Genomic DNA, 12547 nt, shown 5'->3' on the forward strand with positions numbered 1-12547 from the left:
TATGAGAAAGATGATTTATGTTTTGTGGTGGTGTTTCTTGGGTAGCTTCTTCCCCGCTTGCAGCGGTTTTTTGGAGGAGTACTCGCAGGATTTGACTTATATACAGACAGTGGATGATTTGAACGAGCTTTTGGTGGGAAGTTGTTATTTTTCAAACACGTCGGATTTGTTACCCATGTTGCACGTGATGGATGACGACACGGAGTACGTGAGAAAGTCCACGACGCCGGGGTATTGGGGGTTCCATTACTGGTTGGCTAATCCTTTCGTGTCGGGCGCAGGGGTGGAACAGAAGGACGGGGTATGGTCGACATTTTATAAAAATTTAGCGGCGATTAATGTGGTGATGACGAAGGCGGAGGATTTCGCATCGGAAGGCGAAGCATATAGAAAAGCGAGAGGAGAGGCTTATTTCTTGCGGGGGATGGATTATTTTTATCTGGTGAATTTGTACGCGAAACCGTATGACATCAAGACGGCGGCGAGTGAGCCAGGTGTGCCGTTGAAGTTGACGGAGTACGTGGAGGACAAGCATTATGAGCGGACTCCCGTGGCAGAAGTGTACGCTTCGATTATTTCCGATTTGAAGACTGCGGCTACTTATCTGGATGGGACGACGCGAACGACGAAGAGAAGGGCGAATGTGGATGCGGCACGTGCCATGTTGAGCCGGGTGTACTTGTACATGGCGGGTGAGGAGAACTGGAAGAATTGTGTCGCGATGTGCGATTCTGTGTTGAAGAGTAAACGTTACAGTTTGTTGGATATTAATGACCATGAGCCTAAAAAAGATTTTATTTTTCTGGATTCCCCGGAAACGATATTCACGCAGGGAAAGTGTAGTGCACGAAACCCGATATTCATGGGACAAACTCAAGTGGCTACTTATATGCTGACACAGGATTTGCTGGGGAAGTATGATGCGGATGTCGATTTGAGGTATTCCCATTGGTTTAATAACGTGAGGAATGTCGGGTGGATTTGGTTGAAATATTCGTCTTTGACGCCGGTGGTTTCGACAATGGTTTCGAGCGAGTTTTTGCTTCGGTTGCCGGAGGTGTACTTGAATAAGGCGGAGGCTTTGGTGATGTTGGGACGCACGGAGGAGGCGGTAGAGGTGTTGAGGGCGTTGAGGGAAAAGCGTTTGGTGGAGGGAACGACGGATGTGATTCCCACGAGCCAGAAGGAGTTGGTTGATTTTGTCCGTCTGGAACGCCGTTTGGAGTTGTGCGGTGAGGGGCATCGTTGGTTTGATTTGCGGCGTTACGCTGTTCACCCGACTTTCCCGGAAGAGAAAGAGATTATACACGAGTACGTGAATAACTCGACACGGGTCGGTTATTACAGGTTGGCTCCTTATTCTGAAAATAGCGGGAATTGGGTATGGCCGATACCGGAGTACGCAATTACTTTTAATGACGGTACGTTGGTCGCAAACGAGAGGGAGGGTGCGCCTTTGGTTGAATATTAAAAAAGAGAGAGATGAAAAAGATTTTATTTGTATGGATGCTGTGTTGCGGGCTGGCGGCTTGTAACCGGGATGATCAGGATACTCATGTTTCTTACAAGGATATGGAGTGGTACGTGGTGGAGGATAGCGATGACGAGTTGGACCATTTGATTTATGAGGTTTATAAGTCCACGGGGATTCCTCTTTTTTACAAGGATACGATTCGGAGCCGTACGGAGGTGAATGAATGGGGTGGGGAGTACACGCTTTACTCTATATTGAACCCGAATTACATGATAGAGAGTATGTCTAAGTTGTGGACATTCACGAAGTCGACGGACCGGGAAAAATTGAAGAAGGGGGTAGAGTTGTTCCGGGATAAGGTGTATCCCAAGCTCCCGAAGGGGTATCGCTCGGCGTGTTATCTTTTGGTGGACCAGTTGCGTCAAAAGGAGTTTTATACGGATGTCGTGGGAGCTCGCAAAGGGATGAATACGACGGTTATCGGCCGGGTGGCAGAAATGGATGCGATGTCCGAGGAGGAGCAGGAGCGTTTGGCTTGGGAGGTGGTTGCCGAGGAGGTGTATGATAGTATCCAAGCGTATTATCCCAAGGATTTGGATGCATTTTTCAACGTGAGTTTCGTGTTGTGTAAAAAGAAAGACGTGTATTCGGATCTTATCACGAAATTTAAGACGAATATCCCGAATTATAATGCCGGATCAAATGGTGCGGCTACGGACCCGAGGGAAGCCGGTTTCTTGCGCTGGTGGCAGAGTAAGAGGTATACCCCGGAGTACAAGGATGACGTGTGCGGTTACCTGATAGAGGTGTTGCTGGGCGATGACGAGGGATTCGCGGAGCGGAATGCGGGTTTCAAGGGATGCCTCGAAAAATATGATATGATCAAGGCTATCGCCGTGGATATGGGGCTTAGGAGGTAAGTTTAGTCTATAAAGTTTGTAAGGTCCATAAGGTCGAAGGTCCATGGACTCCTGTGGCTTTATGGATCTTATAGGCTTTCTGTATAAGAAATAATATGTTGTATGTAAATGAATTGTATGAAAAATCCAATTGTAAGAGTGGAACATTTATCTCATCGTTACGCGGTGCAGTGGGCGATAGAAGATATTAATTTTGAGATTGAAGCAGGGGGTATCGTGGGATTGTTGGGATCGAACGGTGCGGGTAAGTCAACTACGATGAATATTATTTGCGGGGTATTGAATCAGACTCGCGGAGAGGTGTTCATTGACGGGGTTAATTTGAGGGAACATCCCGTGGAGGCGAAGAGGAATATCGGTTTTTTGCCTCAAAAACCGCCTCTTTACCCGGATTTGAATGTAGAGGAGTATTTGCGGTTTTGTGCGGATTTGCGGTTTGTCGCTAAAAAAGATATTCAATCGGCGGTGAACCGGGCGATGGCACGTTGCGGCATCACGCATTTCAAGGACCGTCTGATACGGAATTTATCCGGGGGTTACCAGCAAAGGGTGGGGATCGCGCAAGCTATCGTGCATGATCCTAAGTTTGTGATATTGGATGAGCCGACCAATGGTTTGGACCCGAACCAGATCGTGGAGGTCCGTAATTTGATTCGAGAGATCGCTTCGGACCGTACGGTTTTGCTTTCCACTCATATTTTGTCGGAAGTGCAGGCTACTTGCCGGGATATAAAGATGATCGAGTGCGGGCGTGTTGTTTTCTCCGGCACGGTGGATGATTTTGATAATTATATCAAGCCGAACACGCTTTTGGCGTGTTTCGGGCGTCCGCCTCTGGAGGAGGAGTTACTGGCAGTGGAGGGAATCACCCGGGTGAAGAAGGTGAACGAGAGGAGTTATCGCTTGTGGTTTGATGGCGGGCGGGATGCGTCCAAAGAGGTGGTGAAGAGCAGCGTGAAGCATGGCTGGGAGTTGGAAGAGATTCATTTCGAGAAGAGTTCTTTGGATGCGGTGTTCGCCAAATTGTCAAATAAAGAGATTCGTGAATTATAAAAAGTGGAAGGATGAAAACAATATATAAGATAGCGAAATTAGAGTTAGCTAACCTTTTCTATTCCCCGATAGCGTGGTTTATACTGATTATTTTTATGTTGCAGATGGGGATAAATTTCGGGGAGATGATGGGGTCGTTGGGACGCTTCCAGGAGTTGGGGCGGCATTTAACGAATTTGACGGCGAGGGTATATTACGGGGGAATGGGTGGTCTGTTGCGCGGGGTATCCAGTTCTTTGTATCTTTATATTCCTTTGTTGACGATGGGGTTGTTGAGCCAGGAGTTTAGCCGGGGTTCCGTGAAATTGCTTTTTTCTGCCCCGATCAGCAGTTGGCATATTGTGCTTGGGAAGTATGTCGGTATTATGATTTACGGGTTTATTTTGATACTTGTTCTCGGGGTGTATGTCAGCATCGGTTGGGTGACGATTGAAAATTTTGACTGGCGACCGGTGTTGATCGGGTTGTTGGGGTTGTATTTGTTGCTGGGCGCTTATGCGGCTATCGGGCTTTTTATGTCCTCGTTGACTTCGTACCAGATTGTTGCCGCTTTGGGTACTTTTGTCGTGTTCACCTTGTTGAATCTGGTCGGGAAGGTAGGACAGGATATCGAGTTCGTGCGGGATATCACGTATTGGCTTTCTCTTGGAGGCCGGGTGAGCACGTTCTTGCGAGGCATGGTTTGTAGCGAGGATGTGTTGTATTTCGTTATCGTGATCACGATGTTTCTTTCGTTTTGTTTTTTGAAAATCCAGTTGGGGCGAGCCCGTTATTCCGGTTTGTCCAAGATGGCGCGTTACGGGGGGGTGTTCGTGGTGGCGATGCTTGCCGGATACGTGACTTCCCGCCCGGTGTTGAAGGGGTATTATGACGGGACTTACACGAAGGCGAACACGATTTCCGAGGAGAGCCAGGATATCGTGAAACGGCTGGATGGAGGAATGACGATCACGACTTACGTGAATCTTTTGGATAATATTTATTCTTTTTCGAAGAAGGGTGTTTTGGGGGATATGGCTTTGTTCGAGAAGTATATCCGGTTTAAGCCGGATATCGAGATGAAGTATGTTTTTTATTATGACGAGGTGGATAACCCGAAACTGGAGCAGATGTATCCCGGTATGAGCGCCGAGGAGAAGGCGAAAAAGGTGGTGAAGGCGGCTAACCTGAATCTGGATGATTATTTGACCCCGGAGCAGATACGGGAACTCGTGGATCTCTCGGGGGAGGGCAATCATTTTGTCCGTATATTGGAAAGGGATAACGGTCAAACCGCTCGTTTAAGGATATTTAATGATATGCAGAAGCATCCTTCGGAGACGGAGGTTTCCGCAACGTTGAAGCGTATGGTGATGAAGTTGCCTAAAGTGGGTTTCTTGAAGGGGCACGGGGAGCGTTCTATCACGAAAAACAGGAATCGGGATTATTCTTTGTTCGCGTACGGGCGATATTTCAGGTATGCGTTGTTGAACCAGGGGTTTGATGTGGTAGAGTCCGAGTTGCAGCCGGAAAAGGATAATTTGCGGGATATTGATATTCTCGTGATCGCCGACCCGTTGGAAGCGTTTGAGGAGTGGGAGCTGGAGCAGTTGTCGGATTATATTGACCGGGGGAATAATTTGATTGTAGCCGGGGAACCGAAGCACGATGAGCATTTGGCTCCGGTATTGGAGAAGTTCGGGCTTCGGTATGTTCCGGGTACTTTGGTGCAACCGATGGAGGAGTATCCTGCCGATTTGCTGGTGGTTCGCTCGACGTTGGCAGGAGCGAGGTTAAGCAGGGTGAATGCCGGTTGGCGGCGTATGATCTTTACCATGCCGGGAGCTATGGGGATTGATTCGGTGGCGGATAAGGGATTCCGGATGGTACCTTTGTTGGTATCCCGGGATTCCGGTTGCTGGAACGAATTGGAAACAAGTGATTTCGTGAATGAAACTGTAAGGTTGAATCCCGCGGCAGGGGAGAGGGAAGCCCAAATGGTGACGGCGATGGCCCTTGAAAGAGAGTGTAACGGGCGAAACCAACGGGTGTTGGTACTGGGTGATGCCGATTGTATTAGCATGGGTGAGCTTTCTGCAGCCCGGCGAGGTATTCGGGCTTCTAATTTTTCGTTGATCCAAGGGGCATTTTGTTGGTTGTCCGACGAGGAGTTGCCGGTAGATATACGGCACCCGAATCCGATTGACAATAAAGTGTATTTGGGAATCACTTCGGGGACGTGGGTGAAGGTGTCCGTGAAGTGGATTCTTCCCGCTGTTTTGTTGTTGTTCGGGATGATTTTGCTTTTGCGCAGGCAAAGGAAATAGAATTATTTTTTGAATTCCTTCCATGTTTTTTTGAAAAACGGGATTGAAAATAGAAGAGGCGATCTGATAGGTAAGACTTTTTCAGATCGCCTCTTTTTCTGTTTTACCCGGGAATCGGGGTTATTTTTTTGCCGTTACGGGTGTAGTTGCCGCTTCTTCTTGGGCTTGCTCATCTTCTGCCAGAACAAGGTTGATTTTGTACTGGTTTTTCCCGTTGTAAACGTTCAGGGCTTCCGGTTTCATCGTTTCTACCCGGAGGTTTGCCGCGGGTATTCCTTGGCTGATGAGGTATGCGGTGGCTTTTTGGTTTCTCAGGCTGATAAAGCGGTCGATTTGATCCTGTAAGGTTTGTGTCGGGACGAGAGTCAATGCTTTGTCGGTTACGGAATTGTTTTGATGTTCGGGGGCGACGATCCCGGAAAGATAGGTGTTCAGTCCCGGGTCTTTGGTTTCGATCTCCATGATCTTGGCGTAGTCGATCGCCACGAGGGTCGAGTCGCTTTTTTCCGGGTGCTGGGACAGATAATATTTCTTTTTGGCGTTGAACAGAGCCAGTTCTTCCCGTGCTTGCGGGAGGTTGATCTGTTGCTCTAACACGAGGGTCATGGCGGGTTTGCTTTGGATGATTTTTGCCAGGTCGTTGAGCGTGGAGAATTGTTCGGAGGTGAATTCCCATTGGCAAGCATCGAGCGGGATGGATTGCAATTTATCCGGGGATAATCCTAATGAATTTGCCATGAAGGTGACCGGGGAAACGGCTATTTTCACAAGCAGGTTGGTCAATGTCTTGAAGATCAGTTTCCGGTAGGAAAATTCCGGGGAGGTAATGTTACCTTTCACCGGGAGTTCCATGTTGATTTTGTCGTCCTTGTCCTTGATCAGGTAAAGGGCGGTTTTCATCGGGAGGTTATATTCCGGTTGCAATTCCTTGCGTTTGTTTTCCAATTCGAAACGGAAGGCGTCCACCGTGTTGCGTCCTTCAAGCATATTGTTGTTGATGACGTTCACGCTGGTGAAGGCAAGTATCCCCTTGCGTATCGGGTAGGCGAAGTAGTCGAGGCAATACGGGTCGAAACCACGCAGGTCGACGTTCTTGATACTTAGCGTCAGCATCAGGTTGCTGATGTCGTCGAGTTTCCCTTTCCAGTTGAGGAATGCGTTTCCGCCTTGCCCCATGTCCATCTTCATCACGATGTGGTTCGTTCCGGATAATGTGACGGAATCCGCTTGCACGGAGATGTGTGTCATCGGGAAAGTGAACGGTTTCGTCAGGGTGTGGTCGTTGAACGTGAACGAGCAATCGGCGATGTCGAGTTTGCCCAATTTCAAGTGCATGGGTGTTTCCGGCACGGTGTCGGTAGCTGTCGTGTTTTGGGTGGTGTCGGCGGGAGATGCTTTCATGAGGTCGGTCAGGTTGTTGTGATCCTTGTACAGGTCGAACGAGGTCGATAGTCCTCGCAGAAGGAGGGTGTTGAAGTAGAAGGTACTTGTCGACGGGTTGATCTCCTGTATATCGATCCCAATGGTATCGAGGGTGAGCACGTTCTTTTGGTATGTATCCGTAAGGGATAGGTTTTTCAGTCCGGTTTGTCCTTTGACGGAAAGGTCGAGAAGGTGGTTCACGTTGCCCGTGATATCCATGTCTGCGGATAGTAGCCCGTCGAGTTTGCTGATATTCAGATAATCGGTCAGGTAGGCTTGCAGGTTGTCAATGGCAAGGTCTTGGAGATTCAAGTGAACGAGGTAATCTCCGTCCGTCAGGTTGTACTCGGTTTGAGTTTGCAGGCTACCGCCGTTGCTGAAATTCAAGTTGATACCCACGTTGGTGTTTTCCCCGCTGAAGTAAATGCCGGGAATATGGAGGTTCATGTCTTCCATGTCCCAAACGGATTGGCGTACCCGGTCTTCATAGTATACCCGCCCTTCCCGCAAGTTTATATTGTTGATGGCTATTGCCATCGGGGAGGAGGTGGTGGTGTCTTTCGGGACGGCGACTTCCGTGGTGTCGGATGAGGCTAGTGCCAGCAAGTCGTTGAAATTGAACGTGTCGCCCTTTTGCCATACCATGATTTGTGGGTGCACGAGGGTGATTTCATTTATCCGCAATTCATTGGCGAGCAGGCGATACAGGGATAAGTCGACCACAAGGGTGTCAAATGACACGAACGCCGTGCTGTCATCCGGTTCGTAGAGGGTAAAGTCCGTCATCCGGTTGTAGCCCGTGAAAAGGTTCGAGTAAAGCCCGTTGATCTGGATTTTCCTGCCAACGAGTTCTTTCCCGTGTTTGTTAATATAGTTTTTAGCGATAGGCGGTGCGATAATTGCACAAATTATAACTAAAAATGCAATAATTATCAACGTGATGCCTAGTATTTTAATAAACTTCTTCATGATTTTTTCTAAAATAAAATGTTCAATATATATAAGAGCAAAACTAGAGTAAAAAGGTGAAACCTTATCGGTTTTATATACGTATTTAACAGTGTTTACGTTACCATTTTCTCTGAATAAATGAAAAGAGGTCTAAAGGTTATAGATTTTTATTTAAGCGGGGTGTTTGGTTTCGTTTTGTAAGTAAAATAATTAATTCATGTTAAATATTAAGTTAAAATGCCGTTTAGAGTCACCCTTTTTGCCCTTTTGGGTGTTATAAAGATGTAGTTCAAATTAATGTATCAAGTAGTATGTTGAAAATTGTATTAATCGTAGGAGTTTTATTATTCAATCTTGTTGGAGTGCAAGCTCACGAGAAGGAGATGGATTCATTGGATAATTTAGTGAAGAGGTTCGAAGCGAATCCTGCGGACCCACAGACCACCATCAAGTTGTTGAAGGAGTTGAAGAGTCAGGGCAAACCGAGTGGTGACGTTGTGAACAAGTATTTTCAGACACAACAGGAAGCTGATTATCTGAAAGATTATAATTGGTCGATTATCCGTGACTTTGTGGATGATGTGAATGCGCCACAAATTAAATATGTGTTTAACAATCAATCCAAGTTTATACAGCGTTTTTCCAAAGACGATGTGTTCCAGAAACTGGATAACGTGTTCGTGGGGCACTTGGAACGGTATTATAACAGTAACCGGACGGAGTATAACAAGTACCTGGATTTCCTGAAGAACACGGGTTACGAGCATTATGACGTGGTTTCGGATTATTTTTACATCAAGCAGTTGCGTGCGGAACGGAAGTCTGAAGATTATTTCTACAAGGCTCGTAAGTTGTTCCGTTATTTCCCGGAAAACCGGAAAATGATTAAAGAGATCACCGATGGTGCTCTGGAGATCATGAATGACGTTTCCCGTTTGAAGGTTATCCAATTGTGGGCAGGTAAGACGGTGGAGTCTAAAAAGGATTTCGATGCCATTTATAACTATGTCCTGATTTCAAGCAAATGCGGGTTCGGCGATGTGGCAAAGAAATACGCTCAAATCGCGACTTCCGTGGCAGAGCAGTCTTCTAACCAGGTGTTGTTGGAGAAAGCAAAGAAGTTGTCGCAGATGATTAATTAGGATAAATCAAAATGAATTTGAAGGGCTGTCCGAAACTAACGGACAGCCTTTTTTCGTGTAAGTGATTATATTTTTCCTTTTAATATCTGTTTTAATAATTGCTCTTTACTTGTTTTTTCTTGTTTGTTCCCCTTTTCCCGTTTGTTTATTTTTTCCCACTTGATGGCGTCTGCGACGACTAAATGTTCCGGGTTGGACCCTTTGTCGTTCAGGATGACTTTTACTTCCCCTTTAAGTAAATTGAATTCTCCAATGGAAAACCAACCTCTAGGTTGGTTTTCCATATCGATTTCGATGTTTTCTTTCTGATGCCCGTGAATAACGGTGTAATGATAACGTGTATCTTTGGCATGGGTATTTATTTGTCCTATGGTCTTTTCTACTACATAGGCTTGTAGAAGATAAAGCCCCGAATCCGGGATATTTACACGCCATTCGGCTTCATAATTGCCTCTGTCACAGAATTTGTAAAAAGCACTTTTAATGGTATCCCCGTAGAGTATGTCGGAAATTAGTTTGCCCCAACCTGTTATTCCCGGTTGAATGTAGTTACTTGCTTGCCTGGTTTCCGTTCGTCCCCATAATTGTTGAAGCCAACCTATCGTTGCCCCTTTCAAATGAAAATTCGAGTTTTCGTTATCTACTATGATTATCTCTTTTTCGGGATTGAATTCGTCCGGCGAAATATCGAAAACACCACAAATACTGTCTTGCGTAATCTCGTGTGCGGTTCTCATGGAAGAGCTCCAACGGGCAGGAGTGATTATTCTAGGACGGTTGAGCGAGAGTCCCATGTGTATTTGACATTCGCTGTCCAGAAGTAATTTGATTTTTTTACTTGTCTTGGGAGGAATGTAATACGTGTATAGGTTGTAAAAGTCGCCAAGAGAGATGAAACCTCCGCAAGCTGACGGGTTGTATATTTTCACTGAACTTTTTATTCTTGGTTTTCCTTGAATTTTAATGAGTTTATTCTTGATATCTTTTACTAGAAATACAGGTAATTGTTTGGAGGTGTACCATTCTTCCAAGTAACCGGATAAATCGGCATGGAGGGTTGATTTTAGGTCTTGGTTGAATTCTTCAAAAGAAACTTCATGTGGGAAACGAAGGTAAAAATCTTCCATGTAGTTGGAAAAATTAGTCCACGTGATCCCTTGTGCCATAATGTAATTTCCTAATTCGAATCCTTTTTGCTTGATAATCTCGTTTAATAACCACGGGTCTAACCGGGTGTCCTTTACCGCATCCTCCAAGCTTCGTGTCGAGAGGTATTCGCATACTTCTTCGTGTTCGTGGCTGTTCATGGAAGCGGAACCTTCCTTCAGTAATCTTTTTAAGGCAATATTTAACACGGGATAGTGCGGGGAGTAGATACAACCCGTGGGTTCTCTGAAAATGGGATTGGAAGAAAGTAAGTTCCCTTCGCTTTTTCGGTTATGTGTTCGAAATAATGTTTGAATGAAGGGATTGCTTCGTGGAAATTCCCACACGTCATCCAAGTCGTCCACGAGTGATGCTAAATATCGTGCTTCTAAATCGGTAATACCTTGTTGGCTTTTGTTGTGTTTTTTTAAAAAGATGAAGTCAGATAGCCAGGGTAAATAACAACCGTATTCGGGATAAAACAATATTTCGGGTTGCACGTATTCGCTTTTCCCGCGAGCGACTCTGAAGTAAGAAGCGAAGGTTAGGGGTGTTTCTACAATGAGTAGTTTGTTTGCGGGGTAAAAGAAATTACCGCCAATACCAACTTGCTTTTCTATGGTTTCCCGAACAAGTGATGTGTCGAGATGCGAGAATGACGTCGTGAAAAAATCATGTCCTTTAAAATAGTATAACTCGATTTGGAAAGGAGATGTGATTTGTGTCTGGTCGTTGCTATACGTGTTTATTTGTCTATTTTTGAAAATGGTAAAATCACTTACCCGGATAGATTTTTTTTCGTAATGACCTATGCATACCGAGAGCCCTTCCATGTTTTTATTGCTGGAGAACGACCATTTGTTTCCCATGTGTGAACAGTCGCCTCGCGAAAGGACAATTTGTTCGTTTTGGGTTTCTACTTCCAGGTGAAACCGGGTGTAATCTCGATGAGGCATGATTGTTTCCGCTAGATTCACGGGAGGGATGAGAACCGGGTACCATAGGCATTCGGGGAGTAATAAGGTGAATTTTTCATCGGTAAAGATGTAACGGCGTCCGTAGCGATAGACGTCATCTCCTCTGGTCATATTGTAGTACTCGTCGTCGGTGATGTCTAGGTAACAAATGCGTTCGTCTATGCTGCCGGAATAGTCGATATTCAAGACGAGGGAGTCACCGGGAAGGATTTGTCGGTCGATCACGATGGCTTGGTGATCCCTGGTAAATGGGGCGGGGGTGTTGTTCACGGTTAACCGGGTGACCTGCAAGTCGGGGTTCAGGTATAGCGTATAGCGTGGGATGGCGTGGCTTTTTTTGTTTAGCAGTACTAGGCGATTGGAAAATTTTAGCGTGTTTTTTTCCCGAGTGAAGGTGATGTCGTGGGTCGGTATTTTTAATTCGTGTGTTTGTGTATGGTATTTTTGGTAAATAGAACGATAGGTTGCACGAACGGACTGCTCATGTCTGAAAGGAATTGCCCGTGTATTAAGAATACCTATTGCCGCAACAATGAATAAGAGTCCGGTAAGGTTGTGTGAACGGTGGTCGGATAATGCATTGGAAAGACGCTTGTGAACTCGTGTCGCGAGGAATAAGCAACCTCCTGCTAATAGAATGTAAGCTAACCGATGTAAAAGATAAGTGTACAAATCCGCATGTCCATACATGGGTGAAAAAATATTGGCTTGATTTATAGCTAGATAATCGAAAGTATCCCAACGTATCCCGGGTAAATATTTGATTGTGCCGAAAAGAAAAATTAGTAAAAGAACAAGAGCCGGGAAACGGTGGCGGAAAAGGTGTAGAATTAAAATGGAAAAAGCCGTGATAAAAGCTATAGAAGGGATGATCCATGTAAAGTAGTAAAATATATAGAGGAAGAAGTTGAACGGGGCATTACTTGAAAATAGATTGATACATCCTCCCACGATGATACCTAACAAACTGAGCCCGAAGAATCCAAGGCATATTCCCAGATATTTGCCGAGCAGGTATTCCAGGTTACTTTCTGGACGCACGAGCATAACCTCCGTGGTATCATGTATTTTTCTCTGCACACGTTCAGTCATCGTGAATATTACGGTAAAAGATAGAACCAGACAGAGGAGAAAGGCGTTTACCCAGGGAATGGAT

At 45.7% G+C, this 12547-nt stretch carries 7 protein-coding genes; 5 read left to right on the top strand and 2 right to left on the bottom strand.

The window, feature by feature from the left end:
* Position 1: 1 nt before the first annotated feature.
* The 4 genes from BN8899_RS00950 to BN8899_RS00965 all read left to right on the top strand — a co-directional run bounded on the left by BN8899_RS00950 (position 2) and on the right by BN8899_RS00965 (position 5753).
* Positions 2–1471 carry a RagB/SusD family nutrient uptake outer membrane protein gene (locus BN8899_RS00950; protein ID WP_082986849.1) on the top strand — a complete coding sequence of 490 codons (1470 nt, stop codon included), beginning with the start codon at positions 2–4 and terminating at the stop codon, positions 1469–1471.
* 11 nt (positions 1472–1482) lie between these two features.
* Entirely contained in the window at positions 1483–2394 is a 912-nt protein-coding gene (locus BN8899_RS00955) for a single stranded DNA-binding domain-containing protein (RefSeq protein ID WP_065217934.1), read from the top strand.
* A gap of 117 nt (positions 2395–2511) precedes the next feature.
* Positions 2512–3447, top strand: coding sequence for an ABC transporter ATP-binding protein (locus BN8899_RS00960; protein ID WP_026207726.1), 936 nt, complete (start codon positions 2512–2514; stop codon positions 3445–3447).
* 11 nt (positions 3448–3458) lie between these two features.
* Positions 3459–5753, top strand: coding sequence for a Gldg family protein (locus tag BN8899_RS00965; protein ID WP_065217935.1), 2295 nt, complete (start codon positions 3459–3461; stop codon positions 5751–5753).
* 120 nt (positions 5754–5873) lie between these two features.
* On the opposite strand, the gene BN8899_RS00970 is transcribed toward BN8899_RS00965, so the two are convergent.
* Positions 5874–8144, bottom strand: a complete 2271-nt coding sequence (locus tag BN8899_RS00970) for an AsmA family protein (RefSeq protein WP_065217936.1) — start codon at positions 8142–8144, stop codon at positions 5874–5876.
* 293 nt (positions 8145–8437) lie between these two features.
* On the opposite strand from BN8899_RS00970, the gene BN8899_RS00975 reads away from it, so the two are divergent.
* Positions 8438–9268, top strand: a complete 831-nt coding sequence (locus tag BN8899_RS00975; protein ID WP_018338775.1) for a hypothetical protein — start codon at positions 8438–8440, stop codon at positions 9266–9268.
* Between the two features lie 65 nt (positions 9269–9333).
* Here BN8899_RS00975 and BN8899_RS00980 read toward each other — a convergent pair whose 3' ends face one another.
* Complete coding sequence (locus BN8899_RS00980) at positions 9334–12483, bottom strand: golvesin C-terminal-like domain-containing protein (protein ID WP_148375206.1); 3150 nt, start codon at positions 12481–12483, stop codon at positions 9334–9336.
* Positions 12484–12547: the final 64 nt, after the last annotated feature.

The organism is Butyricimonas sp. Marseille-P2440 (genome assembly GCF_900091675.1).
GTDB lineage: Bacteria > Bacteroidota > Bacteroidia > Bacteroidales > Marinifilaceae > Butyricimonas > Butyricimonas synergistica.

Excerpts from the sequence above, each read along its gene's own strand:
- BN8899_RS00950 (WP_082986849.1), top strand. The coding sequence starts at position 2 with ATGAGAAAGATGATTTATGTTTTGTGGTGGTGTTTCTTGGGTAGCTTC.
- BN8899_RS00955 (WP_065217934.1), top strand. The coding sequence starts at position 1,483 with ATGAAAAAGATTTTATTTGTATGGATGCTGTGTTGCGGGCTGGCGGCT.
- BN8899_RS00960 (WP_026207726.1), top strand. The coding sequence starts at position 2,512 with ATGAAAAATCCAATTGTAAGAGTGGAACATTTATCTCATCGTTACGCG.
- BN8899_RS00965 (WP_065217935.1), top strand. The coding sequence starts at position 3,459 with ATGAAAACAATATATAAGATAGCGAAATTAGAGTTAGCTAACCTTTTC.
- BN8899_RS00970 (WP_065217936.1), bottom strand. The coding sequence starts at position 8,144 with ATGAAGAAGTTTATTAAAATACTAGGCATCACGTTGATAATTATTGCA.
- BN8899_RS00975 (WP_018338775.1), top strand. The coding sequence starts at position 8,438 with ATGTTGAAAATTGTATTAATCGTAGGAGTTTTATTATTCAATCTTGTT.
- BN8899_RS00980 (WP_148375206.1), bottom strand. The coding sequence starts at position 12,483 with ATGACTGAACGTGTGCAGAGAAAAATACATGATACCACGGAGGTTATG.